This is a genomic window from Paenibacillus sp. XP01, assembly GCF_057364885.1.
Map to the genome: position 1 here is coordinate 2,706,307 of NZ_CP139481.1, position 20,029 is coordinate 2,726,335.

General features: G+C 50.7%; 17 protein-coding genes. 13 read left to right on the forward strand and 4 right to left on the reverse strand.

The genetic code is table 11. The features are described 5' to 3' along the window. Positions 1 to 94 precede the first annotated feature (94 nt). The 9 genes from SNR34_RS12610 (at position 95) to SNR34_RS12650 (ending at position 11,591) form a co-directional block, all read left to right on the forward strand. Positions 95 to 1,144, forward strand: coding sequence for a 2,3-butanediol dehydrogenase (locus SNR34_RS12610; RefSeq protein ID WP_236419539.1), 1,050 nt, complete (start codon positions 95 to 97; stop codon positions 1,142 to 1,144). Between the two features lie 239 nt (positions 1,145 to 1,383). Continuing rightward, positions 1,384 to 2,697 (forward strand): hypothetical protein, encoded by a 1,314-nt coding sequence (locus tag SNR34_RS12615; RefSeq protein WP_486182026.1) that lies wholly within the window; start codon positions 1,384 to 1,386, stop codon positions 2,695 to 2,697. Between the two features lie 338 nt (positions 2,698 to 3,035). Then, entirely contained in the window at positions 3,036 to 4,406 is a 1,371-nt protein-coding gene (nagZ, locus tag SNR34_RS12620; protein WP_486182448.1) for a beta-N-acetylhexosaminidase, read from the forward strand. A gap of 401 nt (positions 4,407 to 4,807) precedes the next feature. After that, a complete protein-coding gene (locus SNR34_RS12625; RefSeq protein ID WP_339277836.1) occupies positions 4,808 to 5,512 on the forward strand; it encodes a response regulator transcription factor in 705 nt (234 codons plus the stop codon). Further along, on the forward strand, positions 5,509 to 6,492 hold the full coding sequence (locus tag SNR34_RS12630) for a sensor histidine kinase (protein ID WP_236419545.1): 984 nt from the start codon (positions 5,509 to 5,511) through the stop codon (positions 6,490 to 6,492). The genes SNR34_RS12625 and SNR34_RS12630 overlap by 4 nt, the downstream gene beginning before the upstream one ends. Before the next feature lie 221 nt (positions 6,493 to 6,713). Further along, positions 6,714 to 7,484 carry an ABC transporter ATP-binding protein gene (locus SNR34_RS12635; protein WP_339277839.1) on the forward strand — a complete coding sequence of 257 codons (771 nt, stop codon included), beginning with the start codon at positions 6,714 to 6,716 and terminating at the stop codon, positions 7,482 to 7,484. After that, positions 7,459 to 9,405 carry an ABC transporter permease gene (locus tag SNR34_RS12640; RefSeq protein ID WP_486182027.1) on the forward strand — a complete coding sequence of 649 codons (1,947 nt, stop codon included), beginning with the start codon at positions 7,459 to 7,461 and terminating at the stop codon, positions 9,403 to 9,405. Before SNR34_RS12635 ends, SNR34_RS12640 begins: the two co-directional genes overlap by 26 nt. A gap of 678 nt (positions 9,406 to 10,083) precedes the next feature. Next, on the forward strand, positions 10,084 to 11,163 hold the full coding sequence (locus tag SNR34_RS12645; RefSeq protein ID WP_339277843.1) for an AI-2E family transporter: 1,080 nt from the start codon (positions 10,084 to 10,086) through the stop codon (positions 11,161 to 11,163). 23 nt (positions 11,164 to 11,186) lie between these two features. Then, complete coding sequence (locus SNR34_RS12650; RefSeq protein WP_236419553.1) at positions 11,187 to 11,591, forward strand: Asp23/Gls24 family envelope stress response protein; 405 nt, start codon at positions 11,187 to 11,189, stop codon at positions 11,589 to 11,591. Positions 11,592 to 11,625: 34 nt separating this feature from the next. Here SNR34_RS12650 and SNR34_RS12655 read toward each other — a convergent pair whose 3' ends face one another. Next, on the reverse strand, positions 11,626 to 12,501 hold the full coding sequence (locus tag SNR34_RS12655) for an AraC family transcriptional regulator (RefSeq protein WP_486182028.1): 876 nt from the start codon (positions 12,499 to 12,501) through the stop codon (positions 11,626 to 11,628). A gap of 170 nt (positions 12,502 to 12,671) precedes the next feature. Here SNR34_RS12655 and SNR34_RS12660 point away from each other — a divergent pair, with 170 nt between their 5' ends. From SNR34_RS12660 to SNR34_RS12670, 3 genes are all read left to right on the forward strand, one after another. Further along, a complete protein-coding gene (locus SNR34_RS12660; RefSeq protein ID WP_486182029.1) occupies positions 12,672 to 13,676 on the forward strand; it encodes an aldo/keto reductase in 1,005 nt (334 codons plus the stop codon). Positions 13,677 to 13,974: 298 nt separating this feature from the next. Further along, complete coding sequence (locus SNR34_RS12665; RefSeq protein ID WP_486182030.1) at positions 13,975 to 15,567, forward strand: acetate--CoA ligase; 1,593 nt, start codon at positions 13,975 to 13,977, stop codon at positions 15,565 to 15,567. A gap of 128 nt (positions 15,568 to 15,695) precedes the next feature. Beyond that, complete coding sequence (locus SNR34_RS12670) at positions 15,696 to 16,946, forward strand: aminopeptidase (protein ID WP_486182031.1); 1,251 nt, start codon at positions 15,696 to 15,698, stop codon at positions 16,944 to 16,946. A 259-nt stretch (positions 16,947 to 17,205) separates the two neighbouring features. On the opposite strand, the gene SNR34_RS12675 is transcribed toward SNR34_RS12670, so the two are convergent. Continuing rightward, on the reverse strand, positions 17,206 to 17,679 hold the full coding sequence (locus SNR34_RS12675; RefSeq protein ID WP_236419563.1) for an AraC family transcriptional regulator: 474 nt from the start codon (positions 17,677 to 17,679) through the stop codon (positions 17,206 to 17,208). A gap of 374 nt (positions 17,680 to 18,053) precedes the next feature. After that, entirely contained in the window at positions 18,054 to 18,686 is a 633-nt protein-coding gene (locus SNR34_RS12680) for a nitroreductase family protein (RefSeq protein ID WP_339277851.1), read from the reverse strand. Positions 18,687 to 18,813: 127 nt separating this feature from the next. Between SNR34_RS12680 and SNR34_RS12685 the strand changes: the two genes are divergently transcribed. Beyond that, positions 18,814 to 19,053 carry a hypothetical protein gene (locus tag SNR34_RS12685; RefSeq protein ID WP_236419567.1) on the forward strand — a complete coding sequence of 80 codons (240 nt, stop codon included), beginning with the start codon at positions 18,814 to 18,816 and terminating at the stop codon, positions 19,051 to 19,053. A 156-nt stretch (positions 19,054 to 19,209) separates the two neighbouring features. Here SNR34_RS12685 and SNR34_RS12690 read toward each other — a convergent pair whose 3' ends face one another. Next, positions 19,210 to 19,995, reverse strand: coding sequence for a M15 family metallopeptidase (locus tag SNR34_RS12690; protein ID WP_486182032.1), 786 nt, complete (start codon positions 19,993 to 19,995; stop codon positions 19,210 to 19,212). Between the last annotated feature and the right edge of the window lie 34 nt (positions 19,996 to 20,029).

Genomic DNA, 20,029 nt, shown 5'->3' on the forward strand with positions numbered 1-20,029 from the left:
TTTAAGTTTGACATGTTATCTAAAGTGTGACATATTTAACTACGGAAACGTTTCCGGAATTAATTTAAAACAAATCATCTGGGAGATGAAAGAAATGAAAGCACTTCGTTGGCATGGAGTTAAAGATTTGCGTCTCGAAAACATTGAAGAACCCCGCCCTGTCAAGGGAAAGGTTAAAATAAAAGTAGAATGGTGCGGGATTTGCGGCAGTGATTTGCACGAATATACAGCCGGGCCGATTTTCATTCCCGCGCAGGATCCGCATCCGCTAACAGGGGAGAAAGCACCGATCGTTATGGGCCATGAGTTTTCCGGTCAAGTGGTGGAGGTTGGCGAAGGCGTTACCCGCTTCAAGGCAGGCGATCGCGTAGTCGTTGAGCCGATCTATGCTTGCGGACACTGTGAAGCCTGCAAACAAGGACGATACAATCTGTGCGATGAGATGGGCTTCCTGGGTCTTGCCGGCGGCGGCGGGGGTTTCTCCGAATATGTGACGGCATGGGAAAACATGGTCCATCCGATTCCCGACTCCATTTCGTACGAACAGGGTGCCCTGGTTGAGCCTTCAGCCGTGGCGCTGCACGCAGTACGCCAAAGCAAACTGAAAGTAGGAGACACCGCAGCCGTGTTTGGCGCAGGTCCGATCGGTTTGCTCGTCATCGAGGCACTGAAAGCATCTGGCGCTTCCGAGATCTATGTGGTCGAGCTGTCTGAAGAGCGCAAAGCGAAGGCAGAAGAGCTTGGCGCAATCGTCATCGATCCAACCAAGTTCGACGTGGTGGATGAGATTCATCAACGGACGAATGGCGGCGTCAACGTAGCTTATGAGGTTACAGGCGTTCCTCCTGTTCTGCAGCAGGCGATTAACTCCACCCGCATTGGCGGCGAATTGATGATTGTCAGCATTTTCGAAAAGGAAGCGCCGATCATGCCGAATTCCATCGTCATGAAAGAACGTACCGTAAACGGCATCATCGGTTATCGCGACGTGTTCCCGGCCGTCATCAGCCTGATGGATAAAGGGTTCTTCCCTGCCGAGAAGCTCGTTACCAAACGGATTTCTTTGGATGAAGTCGTGAGCGAAGGGTTCGAAGCGCTTTTGAAAGAGAAAAACCAGGTTAAGATTCTCGTAAAAGCAGAGTAATGTCCTTGCAAGACGGGAATGACGGGGTACAGCTGTCTATCAAGTAGGCGGGTATCACGTATATTGCAATCGTTACAAGAGGCAAAGCTATCGGCGGCAGCGGATAGTTTGCCTCTTTTTTGCGCATCGTGGGCGGACTTTGTTGCAAGCATGTACGGTTTCACATAGTATAAAAGGATACAAAATGTATCGTTTATAGCTCGGAATCAATGAGAATACGCAAGAAGGAGGAAGTGGACATGCAGAGCAATAGCAAGTGGATTGCGTTCATGTTGACCATTGCCGCGGGCTTGGGATGGTTGGCGGCAGGGAAATTTCAGACGAAATCACATGTACCGCAGGAACTGCCGCCGCAGGGAGAGCAGGTAATGGCTAAGGCAAAGGTATCCAGCATTCCGGGGCCTTCGTCCGACGTGACTTCCAAAATCGAATTTCTGGGCAAACCGTTCAACAAAGCGCCTTATGCCAACAACGTTTGGGATATGCAGCTGTACAACGGGAAAATTTATTTGGGCTTTGGGAACAGCAGCAACACTGGTCCATCTCCGAATGCGGGGCCCATTCCCATCATCTACTATGATGCTGCAGGTTCGTCGTTTACGACCCAATCGGTAAAAAGCAGCAACCCGTCCCTGAAGTCTGCGCCCAAAATGACAGTCGACGAAGAGCAGATTGACATATTCAAAGTGCTTGACGGCAAACTGTATATTCCGGGAAATGATTCGGACGGGGAAGAATGGTCATTAGGCAATTTCTATCGATTGGACGGGGACGTTTGGACGAAATACCGCAATTTGCCTTCGGGCATTCATGTATATGACATGGCATGGTATCAAGGAAAATTATTTGCCGCCATCGGTACGGATCGTAAACCGACAGTGCTTGTTTCCCACGACATGGGCGAAAGTTGGCAGGTGTTTGCAACGATGAATGCGCTCGGAATGCGTGCCTATTCGCTATTCGAAATCAACGGCAAGTTGTATGCTTCCGCCATGTTGTATCCGGACAACAAAATTTGGGGCGACAAAACAAACATTCTGGAAATCAACGCAAAGCTGGAAAAGAAAGAAGTGGTGGTGTACGGGAAAAACCTGCTCCCTGGGCTGACGTACCAGCAAGGGACAGTTCCGTACAACAAAATCGGCAAAAAGGTGAATTTCAACGGCAAACTGGTCTACATTATTGGCAGCGTATTCAACGACCATCAACTGCTGCCCAAATCGTTGAACGTTATGACGGATATCCATCAGGCCCGAAGGGTTGCGCTGCCTGATGCAAAAGCTTTGCCGACGGATGTGCTCGCTCGCGACGGCAAAGTGTACGTTTTGACGTATACGCGGTTAAGCGCCAACTCATATATCAACCGGGTATACCAAACGACCGATTTGGACACATGGAACGAGGTGCTGCGTTTTAAACAGGACACGTACGCCAAATCGTTCGAGGAATATGACGGTGATTTCTACTTCGGTCTGGGCACGGATCCGGATGTGCTCTCTCCCTCGTCGGGAAAATTGCTGCGGGTTCGAAGCCAGTATATTCCGAAGATATAATTTAACCCGGATGAAGGATTACGATGGAATTAAAGGAAAACCAACGTACAGCCGCCGTATTGGCGGCTATTTTACGAGACTATAATGATAATTTCAATATATGAAAAATTCATAATAGTAAACCAACCTCCCGCGCACGCTCTTGCCCACATTCCGCCAGGGATCGGTTCCCGCGCTTCGAATAACGTGAATGTCTGCCAGACCGTTACACCCATGCAACGTGTTGGTCAGGTGGAACAAGGGAGATTCGTTTTGAAAAAACGGATACATATGATATGGTAGGCCTGAACCTTTGATTCGCTTCACGATACGCACAAGGAGGCAAACATACATTGAATATGAAGCAAAATGAGCAGAACCACCGCACGAGACAGAGATACAGGGGTTTCGTTCTATTCCTGCTGCTGGGCACGATGATTATGCTGGCAGCTTGCGGACAATCCGGGCAACCCAATCCTTCGGCCAGTCCCGATGCCGGTACAGGCCAGGAAGGAACCGGGAACAGCATCGGCCAAGCCGGATCTGCCGGGAGCGGCTCCCAACCGGAAGCGGGGAACTCGCCCGGGAACGAGCCAGAGGAAGGCACGACGCCATCCCAGGAGAACCATGATCCCGTTCAGGAGCAGTTGGACCAAATGACCCTGGAGGAAAAAGTGGGGCAAATGATCCTCGCCGGCGTTCAAGGCACTGTGCTGGATGACCAGGCTCGCCGCATGATTGCCGACCAAAAGGTTGGCGGCATTATTTTATATGCGAACAACGTGACAACGCTGGATGGAACGGCGAAGTTTGTGCAATCCATTAAAGAAGCGAATCGCTCCAATCCTGTTCCCATTCTGATGGGTGTAGACCAGGAAGGCGGCAAGGTAAGCCGCATGCCCGATGAGGTGAAGTCGATTCCTTCCAATGGAAAGGTGGGCAAAACCAAGGACGCAGGCCTTGCAGAAGAGATGGGCACGCTGCTGGCAAGGCAGGTGAAGCTTGCCGGATTCAATCTCGATTTTGCCCCGGTGCTGGACGTAAACAGCAACCCGAATAACCCGGTCATTGGCGACCGTTCATTCGGCAGCACGGCTGAGCTGGTGTCCCGTCTGGGCGTGGCCGAGATGAAGGGGCTGCGCAGCGAAGGCATCATTCCGGTCGTGAAGCATTTTCCCGGTCACGGGGATACGTCGGTCGATTCCCATTTGGAGCTGCCTGTGGTAAACAAAACGGAGCAGCAATTGGCAAAGCTGGAGTGGATTCCTTTTGAAGCGGCGATCAAGGAGAACGCCGAGGCGGTCATGGTGGCCCATATTTTATTTCCGAAGCTTGATTCCAAGTACCCGGCATCGCTCTCTAACGTCATTATCGGCGAACATTTGCGCGGCAAATTCAATTATCAAGGCGTCGTCATCACGGATGATCTCAGCATGGGAGCCATCGCCAAAAACTTCAAGCTGGATGAAGCCGCCCTGGCAACTGTCCGTGCAGGCAGCGATATTTTGCTCGTCGCCCACAGTTACGAAAGCGCAAAGACGATTTTTGATACGCTGATCGATGCGGTAAAGAAAGGCAAGCTCGACGAATCCCGCATCGACGAGAGCGTCTATCGCATTTTGGCATTGAAACGGAAGGCGGGCCTGTCGGACGAAAGGCAGGCTTCCGGCGATCTGACCCAGTTGAATAAAGACATTACGAACTGGCGCAAACAGGTGGAAGCACGTTGATGTAACATTTGAGGCAATCCGATGAGGATATGGAACGAAGGCATTCGTGCCGGGCAGCTTTCCGCGTGCATGGGGGGCTTGTTCGGCACTTTTTGTTATGCGCACAGGGCTCCTTCGCTTATTTATTTGCGCTGTTAGGTTGCCAGCTGGGACAGTTGTGATATGATTTGTGCTGGAGTGGATTGCGAAACATCTTCCGATCGCTATTATCCCCAGATTTTTTTGATCCCCTTTTTCAAAGGGAAAATCCGGTGATAAACACGAAGCGTATGCTTTCGATGGAGCTTTCTTACAGAAAGCTTTTAGCTCCGCTTCTGCAGATTCTTTCTGCCCCCTCCGTTTTCGTGTAAATTTCTGGTTCAACCTATATAGATGATATAAGTTAAAGGTGGTACTGCTTGATGTATACCATAATGGTTATCGAAGATGATCCCAAAATTGCGGGTTTGTTATGTTCGCATATTGAACGATACGGGGACAGGGCCGTAAAGGCGCTGGATTTCGAAGGAATATTGCAGCAGTTTGAGCAGCTGCAGCCCCATCTTGTGCTGCTCGATATCAATTTGCCAAGCTATGACGGGTTTTACTGGTGTCGGCAGATCCGCACGGTTTCCACATGTCCGATCCTTTTTATTTCGGCCCGGAGCGGCAAAATGGACCAGGTCATGGCGCTCGAAAACGGAGCTGACGATTATATCACCAAACCTTTCGAGCATGAGATCGTCATGGCCAAAATTCGCAGCCAGCTGCGGAGGGTCTACGGCGACTACGCGGCAAGGCATGAAGAACGCACCGTGGAGCTGGACGGTCTGAAATTGTACCTTGAAAGCATGGAGATTCAGTGGGGCGACGCCAAAGTCCAGCTCACGAAAAAAGAAACGATTTTGCTGGAGACGCTGTTGCGCCGCAGTCCCAAACTGGTGAGCCGGGAGACGATTTTGGAGAAGCTGTGGGACGATTCCTTTGTGGACGACAATACGCTTAGCGTTAACGTTACGCGTGTTCGCAAACGCTTGGCAGAGCTTGGCATTTCGGACGCGCTGGAAACGGTAAGGGGTTCCGGTTATCGGTTAATCAACCATTGGAAAGCGGTTCAGGAACCATGAGGCTGTTCATCCGGGAACATATCGCGTTGACGGTTTGGATATTTGCCATATTGCTCGCCGTCATCGCCGTATTCTGGTATGACGGGTATGATCACTGGCTTACCGCTGCATATGCGGCTTTTCTGGGTTTGTTTCTGTATGCGGGCTATCTGTGCTATCGTTATTTATCGCATCGCCAGTTTTATCGGCGCATGTCCAGACCGATGACTTCCTTGCAGGAATTCGTCTCTCTAAACGAAACCGCCCCGTTGACGCAGGCATTGGACCGACTGATGGACTCCCAATACGGCCATTACCATGCAAGGCTGCACGGGATGGAGCAAAGACAGCAAGAATATTTGACGTTCATGAACCAATGGGTGCATCAGATGAAAACACCGCTGTCCGTCATCGAGTTGACCGTGGAGGGTCAGGAGGATGACGATCTGCGGCTTGCAAGCATTCGCGAGGAAGCCGACCAACTCCGGCGAGGATTGGAGAACGTATTGTATGTCGCGCGTTTGGAGACGTTCGAACAGGATTTCAGCGTCGAACCCGTACGGCTGAAGGCGGTGGGCGAAGACGCTGTTCATGAACTGAAGCGTTTTTTTATTCGCAGCCATGTTTATCCCGACATGCAGATCGAAGACGATCTGGTCGTACAGTCTGATGCCAAATGGCTGCGCTTCGTTCTGGTCCAATTGTTGTCCAATGCCATTAAATACTCCGCAGGCAGCGAACAGAAAATAAAGCTGCGAGCTTACCGGGCGGAGCATGCCGTGATTTTGGAGGTGCAGGATCGGGGCGTGGGCATTCCGAAATCGGACCTGAACCGGGTGTTTCAACCTTTTTTCACAGGGGAGAACGGTCGGCACTTCAAGGAATCTACCGGCATGGGATTGTACATCGTCAAGGAAGTGCTGACCCGCATGAATCATTCGGTGGAGCTGGAATCCGTCCGGGGGGAAGGTACATTGGTACGGATTCGTTTTGAAAGTTAAAGCGGTTAGGAAACACGCTGTCCAAGAAGACGTCAGTGCCTATACAAGGCGCGGACGTTTTTCTTTTGTGGCAACCTTACAACAATGTCATGATCGTGAAAGGTTAATCCATAGGAGAATAGCGGAAACTTCGATAGACTGGGATCAGCAAAGAAAACTGCGTTTCGATAAAACGGCGGTTTGAGTCAAGCCGATTTTTGGAATGAAAGGGGTTCTAAATCATGGAAATTTGCTCGGTCAAGCAAATCAGCAAAATTTATAAAGGCATCGTATCTCACGAAGCGTTATCCGGAATCGATCTGAGCATTCAGGAGGGCGAGTTCGTAGGCATTATGGGGCCGTCCGGCAGCGGCAAAACGACGCTTCTGAACATGATCTCGACGATCGACCGTCCGACCTCGGGCGAACTGAACATTGGAGGACGTGATCCGTTTGCGCTGCATGCCGATGAACTTGCCTTGTTCCGGCGCAGGGAATTGGGATTTGTATTTCAATCGTTCAACTTGCTCAATACGCTCACGGTGAAGGAAAACATCGTATTGCCGCTCACGCTGGACGGAGTATCCGTCCAAGAAATGAACGAACGTGCGGCGAGGTTGGCTGACAAGCTGGGAATCGCGGACATTCTCGATAAGCGTACTTTCGAAATATCGGGCGGGCAAGCCCAACGGACGGCGATCGCGCGTGCGCTGATTCACGGGCCCAAACTGATTCTTGCGGACGAACCTACCGGAAACCTCGATTCGAAGGCCGCCCGCGACGTGATGGAGATGCTGGAACGCCGGAACCGCGAGGACCGGGCCACGATGCTGCTGGTTACGCATGATGCGGTGGCCGCGAGTTACTGCAGCCGGGTCGTGTTCATCAAGGACGGGCAGCTATACAACGAAATTCATTACGGGGACAACCGGCCTGCGTTCTACCAGCGAATCATCAATGTGTTGTCTTTGATGGGGGGAACGGGACATGAATTTTCGCCAGTTCGCCATTAACAACGTCGTTCGGAACAAGCGCATCTATCTCGCTCATTTTCTCAGCAGCACGTTTTCCGTCATGATTTTTTTTACCTACGCGCTTTTGTTGTTTCATCCGGACTTGAAAAGCGGATTGCAAGGTTCGAACAGCACGGTTACGATGCTGGCGAATCAGGGAATGATCGTAGCGGAGATCGTCATCTTTGTGTTTTCGTTTCTGTTTTTGTTATATTCGGTCGGCTCATTTCTGAAAACGCGCAAAAAGGATTTTGGAATTTTTCTGATTCTGGGCATGACCAAAAGGCAGATGAATCGGTTGCTGTTTTTGGAGAACATGTGCATCGGGGCAGCGGCTACGGTGGCGGGCATCGGTTTGGGTGTGATCTTTTCCAAGTTGATTCTGCTCATTTGCGGCTCCATGCTGGCCGTGGAGAACGGTCTGCCCTTTTATTTTCCAGGCAAGGCCATTCTGCTCACCGCATTTGCCTTCCTTGCTTTGTTTGCGGTGATTGCGCTGTCCTCTTCGTTGTTGATCCGTAAGGGGACGTTGATCGACCTTGTCAAATCGGAAGAAAAACCGAAACCGGAGCCAAAAGCATCGCCTTGGTTAGCATCACTATCCCTAATGGCCATCCTAGCCGGTTATGCGGGGGTATTTGTTTTCGTATGGGACAATCCTTCCTTCCCGCTGCTGCTGGGCAGCGTGGTGGCCGTAATTGTCGGTACGTATCTGCTCTTTACGCAGCTCAGCGTATATGTGATTCGTGCGTTGAAAAGACGTCCGGGCCTGTTTTTTCGCAAAACGAACCTGCTCTTTCTGTCAGAACTGACCTACCGCATGAAGGATAATGCAGTCATGTTTTTTATGGTGACCGTCATTTCGGCGTCTTCATTTACGGGGATTGGTACGATGCTGGCTTTGGCGGATCCTGGACTGTCGGCCATGACCAATCCATATGGATTCAGTTATGAGGCGGCCGGCGATCCCGCGGCGGAAGCGAAACATATCCGGATGGTAGAGGAAGCGCTGGTGGATCATGAACTTTCTTATGAAAAGGGAAGTTACGTACCTATGTATACGTATGATGGGGAGATCTTTATCAAACTTGAGGATTATAACCGACTATCTTCCGCGCTTGGGTACGGGGAAAGGCAGTTGGGGGAACAAGAGGCATTTTTGACGCCAGGCAGCTTGCAGCAGCGGAAAAAAATTCGGGCTGGTGAGAACAGCTTTACGGGCGAAACGCTTGAATTCAATGTGGAGGACGTTTGGCAAAAAGTAACGTTAACGCTGCCCGGCACGGAGATCGTGCTGCCGTTTGAGGGCAATTCGTCCATCTATGTCATTTCGGATAAGTTATACGACAGGTTGTTCCCCATTTATATTGGCGGCGATTCCAGCGAATATAACGGGGTGACCATCACGCAATTCGTGGTCAAGGACTGGATGCGTACACGCAGCTTTGCAGCAGAATTGCTGGAGCAAATCCAGAACACGCCAACTTCCGAGGGGTACTTCTATCCGACCTCGCTCGTGTTGAATTGGCTTCATTCGAAGCAAACGAACGGGATCATTCTCATACTTAGCAGCCTGGTTGGCATCGTGTTTTTCACCTTTGCGGCCAGCTTTACTTACTTCCGGTTGTATGCGGACCTGGATCGGGACGAGCAGCAGTATCGTATGGTCGGAAAGATGGGGCTGAGCCGTCCCGAATTGCGAAAGATCGTGACCAGTCAGCTCGTATTGATGTTTTTCCTGCCATTACTGGTTGCTGTGTTCCATAGTTCCGTCGCCTTTGTGGCATTGCAGCAGCTGGTCGATTTCTCGGTGCTGGGACACAGCCTGCGCATTTTCCTGGTGTTTGCGTCCATGCAGCTCGCGTACTTTGCGGTTGTGCGCTGGCGTTATTTGAGAAACATGTACACCAAACTGGTTTGAACCCGTCGGGGCAAATGCAGTTGGTAAAGAAAAACATAAAAGGCGCCCATCATGTCATGGCTCTACGCCGCGGCAGAAGTGGCGCCTTTTTGGTTTGCCTTTGAATGGGCGATGGGGATCGGTTTGGGGAAAAGGAATTTGCTAGTGGATTATGTTACAATTATTGGGGAGTTCCGGATATGTTGATCATGATGCCGCTTCATCCAAATACATATAAAAAAAGTAGTAGAATCAAGAAAAAATGAAGGTGAATTCGAACGAAATGGAGAGACTGTCGTGTGAAAATAGGATATTTCAATATTGACACAAAAAAAAGAGAGACCAGACGGACGTTCAAACGTAGAAGACAAAAGACCCGAATGGGATAGGTAAAAAGGATAGATATATAAACCGCAAAAAACATCCACACGTTAACGGAGAGGCAGAACCAATCTGGAGAAGCGAAGCGTTCGCCTAAAAGCTTTCTGAAAGAAAGCTGCATCGGAAGCATAGGCTTATCACCGGATTTCCCCTTTAAAAAAGGGATTGGAAAAAAATCCGGGGATAACAGCGATCGGAAGATGGTGCTGCACTTGCAGTGGCCTAGTGTGATTACTATTGCTGTTTATATAGGAAGGCCATACAGAAAAGAAACGCATTGGCCGATAACCATAAAAAGGATAGCTGGAGGGGAAATGTTTGTTTAAAGGAAATTCATTCGTTCGTATCAGCATCGGACTTGCCCTGGTGCTCATCAACATCTACCTGTTGTCACGGGTGAGCTTTATTTTTCAGCCGCTCGTCACCATGGTGACGGTCATTACAATTCCGATGATGCTGTCGGTATTCTTCTATTATTTGCTGCGGCCGCTGGTGAATTATATGGAGAAGAAAAAGATCAACCGTACCGTCAGCATCCTGCTGATCTATCTGGTCTCCGCAGCCATTCTGGCCTTGTTCATCGTTGGATTGTGGCCGTCCTTAAGGGATCAGCTGAAAAATCTCGTGGACAACGCGCCTAACATGATTAATGCGTTGAGCGCACAATTAAAGGAACTGGAGCAGAGCGGGATATTTACAACCCTGTTCCCTGAAAGCTCCAATCCGTTGTCCCAGATTACCGAATATGTAAACAAGGGATTCAACTTCGTCACCGATTATGTTTCCAGTGCGATCTCGCTCATTTCGAGTTTTGCGATTATTTTGTTTACGTTCCCGATCATTCTGTTCTACATGCTGAAGCAGGGGGAGAAATTCGGGCGCAAGCTGGTTCATATCGTGCCGAAACGGTTCCAGAAGGACAGCCGCGAAGTGGTATTGGAAATCGATCAGGCTCTAAGCGGCTTCATTGTCGGCCGAGTGATCGTGAATCTGGCTCTTGGCGTGCTGATGTATGTCGGGTTTTTGTTCATCGGTTTGCCGTATGCGTTATTGTTGACCGTCATCGCGGTGATCATGAACTTCGTTCCGTTCATCGGGGCGATTGTGTCGGCGATACCGATCGTCATCATCGGTCTCATCCAGTCGCCTTCAGTGGCGATCTGGTCGCTTATCATTATTTTGGTCGCTCAGCAGATTCAAGATAATCTGGTTGCACCTTATGTATTTGGCAAGAAGCTGGACATTCACCCGCTGACAACCATTATTCTGGTGCTGGGCGCCGGGGATCTGGGGGGCATCATCGCCATTCTCATCATCATCCCGGTCTACATGACTTTCAAAATTATTCTAGTTCGCATCTATCAATTATTCTTTAAAGACAAATGGGAAAATGCCTAAACGCAGAAATGGAGTGGATAATCATGAACGAATTAACGCAATCGATCCTTAGCGAAGAAGAGAATACGAATGGACTGGCGGCACAGGAAACACAGCCTTTAAAGGCGGGTACGATCCATGTCACGAATGACGTCGTATCGAAAATAGCGGCCATGGCCGCACAAACGACGGTTGGCATCGCATCGATGTCGGCCGGTTTGTCGGAAGGCATCGCCAAGAGCGTTCTGGGCAAAGGCCTGCAAAAGGGAATCGACATTAAAATGGATGAATCCGGCGTCTCCATCCATCTGCGCGTCGTTGTCGCTTACGGTTGCAAAATGCACGAGGTATGCCGGAAGCTGCAGCAAAATGTCTGCGAGCAGGTTCAGGACTTCACCGGGCTGCACGTAAACGAAATTCGGGTACATGTCGTGGGCGTGTCCATGTAATCTTTCAACTATTCATCAAAGCAGCACCTCCCCGTCAACCGTTTCGTTGGGGGAAGGTGCTGCTTTTTAGTTCACGGTAGCGCGAAGGGGCGCTGCCCATTACTTTTTTGAACATTTTCGAAAAAAGCAGCTGATCGTTGTAACCGACGGAACGTGCGATATCGCCGATCGTGAATCCTTGATCCAAAAGCAATTCCGCCGCCCGGCGCATGCGATAGTGGACGAGGTAAGACTGGATGCTGCTGCCCATTCGCTCCTTGAACAAGGAGCACAAATAACTTCGCTGCAGGCCGACTTGGGAAGCGATGGATTGCACGGTAACAGCATTGGCATAATTCGTTTCAATGAAATCGATGACCTGCGTGACGTAAGCGTCTTTCGTAAAAGGTTCTATCTTGCTCTCATGGCGTTGTTCGGAAGACGCGGCCAAGATGGAGAACAATTGGTAGAGCAAACCAAGCATGCCGATTTCCCAGCCTTTTCGGGTGTCGCGGGCGTGCACGATCCGATGCAGGCAGGAGCGCATTTCTTCATCATGCTCCAGGCTGAACACGGGCTGATGCTCGGAGAGCCTCGCTTGACTGAGCAGCATTTCGCAGGCATTTCCTTCGAAAGCAACCCAGCTGTACTCCCATGGATCGTCGGCATCGGCTTCATAATAAACGACCGAGTGAGGCACGATGAGGAACCCTTGTCCTTTGCGCAGCTCATGGGTTTGTCCGTTGACTCTGAAGATCCCTTTGCCGCCCAGGATGTAATGGATTTTATAATAATCTCTCATCGCCGGACCGAAGTGATGGCGGGGAGTACAAGGTTCTGTTCCGTAATGGAGCAGCTGGAGATCCTGAAATTGATCGTTTCGAAACATGTACGTAATCAAGGCTGCACGCTCCATTATAAAAGTAGTCATCTTGCATTTTGACATATGTATTATCATATAATGTTTATCATTTATCGGTATTATAGTACTTTAACGATCATTTTTCCATATGAATATAGCGTGATGCCATACCGTTGTCCCGGGTGGAATGTCTAAGATAAATAGGTGGCTTCCATTCCGAAAAGAAAAGAGAGATGCTCATGACTTATATTGCCAATGAACAACGATACGATGAAATGAAATACGCCCGCTCAGGCAGAAGCGGCATCCGATTGCCCCAGATCGCGCTTGGATTATGGCAAAATTTCGGCGGCAACCGCACCTTGGATATTCAGGAAGAAATGATTTTGCGTGCGTTCGACCTGGGCATCAATCATTTTGACCTGGCGAACAACTATGGTCCGCCGCCCGGATCGGCTGAAGAAAATTTCGGCATTATTCTCAAAAAGCATTTGCGGCCTTATCGCGACGAATTGCTCATCTCTTCGAAGGCTGGTTATTATATGTGGAAGGGGCCTTACGGCGAATGGGGGTCGCGCAAAAATTTGATTGCGAGCCTTGATCAAAGCTTGAAACGCATGGGCCTGGATTATGTGGACATCTTCTATCATCATCGACCGGACCCGAATACGCCGCTTGAAGAAACGATGGCTGCATTGGACCATATCGTCAGACAGGGCAAGGCGCTGTATGTCGGGTTATCCAACTATAATGCGGAGCAGACCAAGGAAGCGGTAAGCATTCTGCGTAGTCTGGGAACGCCATGCCTTCTGCACCAGCCGAATTATTCCATGCTGAACCGCTGGATCGAGGATGGCCTGCAGGATGTGCTGCACGAGCAGGGCGTGGGTTCAATTGCCTTTTGTCCGCTGGGACGGGGGCAGCTGACGAACAAATACGTGGACAAACTGAAAGAGGAGCGAGCAAACCCGTCGGGCAGCCTGCGTCCGGAAGCGTACACGGATGAACGCATTGCCAAATTCGAAGCGCTTCAGGCTATCGCTGCCCGCAGAGAACAAACGATTTCGCAGCTTGCATTGAACTGGGTGCTGCGCGGGGACCGGGTCACGTCTGCCTTGATCGGCGCGAGCCGTGTATCGCAGATCGAAGAGAACGTGGCTGCCTTGCAGGCGCCGGAGCTGACGACGCAGGAGCTGCAAGACATTGAAGCGGTATTGGACGGAATCGGAAACTATGCATGGTAATTAGAATGACGTGCGTCTAGAACGATTTTGGCGAGATGAATGAGTATTTATCAGAAGCGGCCTGTAACGGCTGCTTCTTTTATGTTGAAACGATGGTTTTCAAATGAATTTCTCTAACATGGCTTTAATATCATTCTTTTCGAAACCATATTTGTAAGATCATGCAGGCATGTATTTGACCGGTGTTTATTTTTTTGCGGATTAGGCACAGTTCATGGCACCAGGTCCTAGCATTTAGGGTATAATGGAACAATGTACACCGATTCATACCACGGAATTACAAAGGAGTGGCTTCACCATGAATTTTCAACAGTGGATTTCACCGGAAATCTATAACATGACCTCGGAGATGGAGAACCACCCGCAGGATCGGGTTGCCCTTCGCTGGATCAGCGATCAGGCTGAAATGGAAGAGATCACGTATGGTGACCTGCTTAAACAGGCGAACCGTCTTGCAGCCGGACTGAGCAGCCTGGGTCTCGTCAAAGGCGACCGGGTGCTCGTCATGGTTCCCAGACGGATCATCGCATACGTTATATACATTGCTTGCCTGAAGCTTGGCATTGCCATTATTCCTTCTTCGGAAATGCTGCGTGCCAAAGATTTGGAATATCGTCTCCGCCATTCTGAAGCCCGCGCCGTCATCGTGTGGAACGAAACGACGTCAGAAGTGGAGAAAATCGACGCCGACTTGCCATCGCTCGCACACCGTATCGTTGCCGGACCGCAAGGAGACGAAGCTGTGCCTGGCGAAGGCTGGCTGCATGTTCAGCAGCTGATGCAGGGGCAGCCGGATGTGCTGCCTGCCGTGGAGACGCATCGTGATGATATCGCGATTCTCGCATATACTTCCGGAACGACAGGTAACCCGAAAGGTGTCGTTCATAGCCATGGCTGGGCATATGCCCACTTGAGGATTGCGTCAACGCTCTGGCTGGACGTGCAGCCTTCGGACGTTGTCTGGGCTACGGCTGCGCCAGGGTGGCAAAAGTGGATTTGGAGCCCGTTCCTGTCCGTCTTGGGAAAAGGCGCTACCGGATTGATCTATAGCGGATCGTTCCATCCGCAGCGTTACTTGCAGTTAATGCAGCAGCAGCGCATCAACGTACTCTGCTGCACGCCGACCGAATATCGGCTGATGGCCAAAACGGATGACCTTGGACATTTCGACTTGTCCAGCCTGCGCAGCGCGGTATCGGCAGGCGAACCGCTGAACCAGGAAGTGATCGAAATATTCCGGCGTCATTTCGACTTGACGATTCGCGACGGGTACGGGCAAACCGAAAGTACACTGGTGATCGGCAGCCTTTCCGGGGCTCCTGTCCGGATTGGCTCCATGGGACAATCCATCGCGCCAGGTTTGGTCGTGGTCGTTGACAAAGACGGCCAGCCGCAGCCAGCCGGCGAGGTAGGGGACATTGCTGTACATAAAGACATGCCTGCATTGTTCCGTGAGTATTATAAAGATGAAGGCCGCAAGGAAGCGAACCTGCGCGGGGACTACTTCGTAACCGGGGATCGCGCGAGCGTGGATGAAGAGGGTTATTTCTGGTTCGAGGGCCGCAGTGACGACATCATTATCAGCTCAGGATATACGATTGGGCCATTTGAGGTGGAGGAAGCACTCATGAAACACCCGAGCGTGAGGGAATGTGCCGTGGTGGCGAGTCCGGACGAAATCCGCGGCCATGTGGTCAAGGCGTTTGTTGTGCTGAAAGACGCTTCCCAATCCTCGCTCGAGCTGGTGAAAGAGCTGCAAAATCATGTGAAGACATGGACGGCCCCTTACAAATATCCGCGTAAAGTCGAATTCGTGGCCGACCTGCCCAAAACCAATTCAGGCAAAATTCGGCGCATCGAGCTGCGCGAGCAGGAAAAACGCAACGGTTAATCTGTAAACAAACCTACACACGTTAACGGAGAGGCAGAACAATCCGGAGAAGCGAAGCGTGGTTTCTATAGACGCAGTTTTTGGGTGTCTTAGCAGCCCAGACTACTACCATCAGGAGTGAAATGATCATGAGTACATTTGAACAAAGCTTTGAACAATCTTTGGAACAATATGCGGAACTCGTCGTGCGAGTCGGCGTCAACATTCAGAAAGGACAGGTGCTGATCGTTACGGCTCCGATTGAAACGTTGGATCTGACCCGGCTGATCGTACAGAAGGCTTATGCCGCAGGCGCGAAATACGTGCAAGTCGATTTCGAGGACGACATCATTACGCGCAGCCGTTTCATCCACGGTTCGGATGACAGCTTCGATTATTATCCGTCCTGGAAAACGGAGATGCTGGAGAAGTTCGCGGCCGAAGGCGGCGCAACATTGACGATCAAAGTCCCTGATCCGGATCTGTACAACGGCATCGATTCGGACAAGGTGTCGCGTGCAACCAAGGCTGCGGCAACCGCTCGCCGCGGATTTTCCAAATACACGCGCAACCACGAAATCAGCTGGTGCTTGATCAAAGCGCCGACGAAAGCGTGGGCGAACAAAGTGTTTGCCGACATTCCGGAAGAAGAACGGATCAGCGTCATGTGGGACACCATTTTCAAAATGAATCGCGTCGACGGCGGCGATGCCGTGGAAAATTGGAAAAATCACCTGAAAACGCTGAACGACATGAACGCTATCCTGAATGCCAAAAACTATAAAAGCCTTCACTATCGCGCGCCAGGCACCGATCTGAAGATCGAGCTTGTCGACGGGCATATCTGGCATGGCGGAGGCGGCGAGAATAAAGAAGGCCACTATTTTGTCGCCAACATGCCGACCGAAGAAGTGTTCACCATGCCGAAGCGCAGCGGGGTCAACGGTTATGTCAGCAGCACGATGCCGCTGAATTTGAATGGCCAATTGGTTGATCAGATCAAGATCACGTTTAAGGATGGACAGGTCGTTGCGTTCAGCGCGGCATCCGGCGAGGAGCATCTGAGAAACCTGTTTTCCACCGATGAGGGTGCGCGTTATCTGGGTGAAGTGGCGCTTGTGCCGCATGATTCCCCGATTTCGAATCTGAACCGCATTTTCTACAATACCGGCGTGGACGAAAATGCTTCTTGCCATCTTGCGGTGGGGAGCGCATATCCGTTTTGCATGAAGGACGGCACCACGATGAACAACGAAGAGCTGTTAAAACATGAATGCAACGTCAGCCTGACCCATGTGGACTTTATGATCGGTTCCGCAGAGCTGGATATCGACGGGGAATTGCCGGATGGCACGATCGAGCCGGTATTCCGCAAAGGCAACTGGGCGTTCACTAACTAATTCTCGCATGCTTGTCACCCAAAGAGCGGATCACGTAGGCCATCCTGCCTGCATGATCCGCTCTTTTTTGATTTAGTGCGGTCTGCGCGAAACGCTTCCTGATCTTCTCTGATGAGAAGAGGCTGCACTATCTATTGGGCAAGTGAAGTTATCGCATGTTCATTTTTCCTTGGAAAGCGGATTTAGGCCCCTGACCGAAGCCTTCGATAAATTCCACAACTTCGCGCGCCTCGATGACTCATGTTTACATGGGAATTGTTCACCTAAGGTTAGCGTCCTTGCGCACCGGAATGCAAAGCTCGCATTGATGCCGCAGAAGAAGTTCCCCTTTATATCGTTCCATCACGGGGCCATCTGCGATCGCATGCCCGTGATCCCGAACCAAACCGGGAATGCTGGTCCAGGCATGCATCACGGCTTCCGCAGTATGCGCGATTCGGTATACGAGATAATCTCCGCCGGCCAATTCTCCTTCCTTTACGGGATCGTTTCCGGAGAAAACGAAATCGTCGCTGATCACGATGCACGCGTCATATCGACATGCCTCAGGTGGAGTTGTTGCAGGGTCATCTTGCGGAATGCCGAACAATACGGAAGCTTCGGATAACAAATGTTGATCGTGAGCCCAGCTTTTCAAGGTTTCCATTGCCTGTTTGTTGGCAGGGCCATAGGGTCCGATTTGACGAACATAAGCCATTCGGGTACGTGAGATGGTTTCGAGAGAAATGGACATGCGTGGTTCAACCCTTTCCGAAAGTATATGGACTTGTGTGTATGTAAGCCCACTCGGATACTAACATGGACTAAAATGAATTTCATGCCCTTTTTTTGAACTCACGACGGCATCGCCATTCAGGGCGCATTGGAACACATTGCGCGCTGCATCCCGATGAGGACGTTGACGAACTGATTTTGGCAGAGGTGGCGTTCGAAGAAAACGGAAATTTCCGGCTCGGATTCGACGCAGGGGAAACGCCTGCGGGGCAATTGTACCTGTTTGCGGAGTTTGACGAAGCATTTCATCGTCGGAGCAGCTTATATATGAAACGTATTAAAGCCACGATGATCGTGGCTTTTTGGCATGGTTTGTTTTCAGTTTGTTATTCATTATTCCACGTTCAATTTGTTGAAACTCACATACTCGTTAATCGGTTTGCGGTAACCGCGCGGACGCTGCTTGGCTTCGGATTTTTTACCGATCGTGATGACCAGGGAGATCACATAGTGATCGGGAATTTCAAGGCTCTTTTGCAGCTCCTCGGCATCGAAACCGATCATTGGACAAGTGTCCCAGCCTCGATCCTGGGCAATCAGCATGAACTGCATGGCAGACAGGCTGGCATTGCGGATGGCATCTTCGCGTTGGAAAAATCTGCCGCGGGCTTCGTAAAATTCGGTGACGCTTTGTGATTCCTGCTCGTATTGGAACGGCGTCATAGCGCCAAGATTCAGCAAACCTTCGTTGATCGTGCGGATGTGATGGTGAGCGTTGATATCGCCGAGTACGACGATGACAGCAGAAGCCGTTTTTACTTTGTACTGCTGGGAAGCTTCATGGACTTTTTCGATCTGTGCCGGGTCCGTCAGCACGAGATAATGGGTGTGCTGCAGGTTAAAGGCCGAAGGCGCGAATTTGTTCAAAGCAAACATCTCGTGGAATTCCGATTCGGGGATGTCGACGCCTTCTTCGAAAATAACGGCAGACCTGCGGTTTTTGATAATGTTCTCCAAATCACTCATCGTATGTACCTCGCTTGGTTGAATTATAAACTCACTATAGCATGCTTGGTTACTTTTTGTATGTATAATTTTTGCATAAGACAAGTCGGTGCTGCCATACGCTGAAAATAAACCGTGGAGGTGACCGATGAAGGCATGGCTGTCTCAAGTTAAAAGCAACGCATTCTCGCGTGAATTTCGGGTATACGTGATCGAATCCTCCACGTTGAAGCGGTTTGTCATCGTGGAAATCGTGCTGGGTACGCTGGCGTACCATGCAGCTTTTTACCTGGTTCATAATGCCCTGCTGGCTGGGGTCGGCTCCTGGGCGGGGACGGAAGGGATGAAACGGCTCCCGGCAGTTGTCAAACGCATCGTCAGTGCGTAGAGTGGTTTGGTTTGACGCACTCTGTCAAAAGAAGCGTTGCAGGAGAGCAGGAAGGCGGATCGCCGACCTTTCTCTCCCTTTTGTTTTGTGGTAACGATCAGACCATCATAGGATCATCTCTATTCACCGAGAAAAGTACTTGATTCACAGTCACTTTTACTTGGCACGCTCCAAATATTGCTCCAGCGTGAGGTTCTGTTTCGTCATTTCGCCTGCGATGTATACGCCGACGTAGCGGACATGCCACGGCTCATACGAGTATCCCGTCAGTTTTTCCTGATCCTTGCCGTAGCGGATAATAAAGCCGTATTTCGGGGCATTGGCTTTCAGCCATTTGCCTTCTTTGGTGCTGCCGAAGCTTTGCTGCAGGTAGTAACCTGCGGATGCGCTGGAAATGTCCATCGCGAGCCCGGTCTGGTGTTCGCTTTGTCCAGGGCGGGCGCTGGTTTTGTTGGCCACGGCTTCGCCTTTGATGCTGGCATTGCGTTCAAAAATCGATTTTTGCGTGGCATAGGAACGGTAGCCGGACACGGCTTTGATATCGATGCCGTCTTTTTTGGCCGCTGCGAACAGCTTCTCCAGCGCGGTGGCGGCTGCTTTTCGCATCTGCTTTTTCGGGCTGGAGCCGGAGAAGCTGAACGGGATGTTCGGCACGACGAGATCCTTCGGTTCATAGCTTGCCGGCAGGTTTCTTTTTTTGTTGACCAGCACGACGGTGCTCGTGAGATTGGTTACCGTGGCTTTGCCGTTGCCGGCTGTTTTGATCGTGCGGGATGGTGCATTGTCGTGCAGGAATTGGGCAAAGCTGGAGCTCGCAGCTTCTGCTGCCGTGCCGAACGTGAAAGGTACGGCGGCGAGTGCCGCCCCGGCAATGACGGATCCGGCCAGAAGGGCGGAGATGATGGATTTATGTTTGCGTGTGCGATTCATTGATGTGGTCATGCTGCATCCTCCTCGGTTCTATCAATCTATAAAC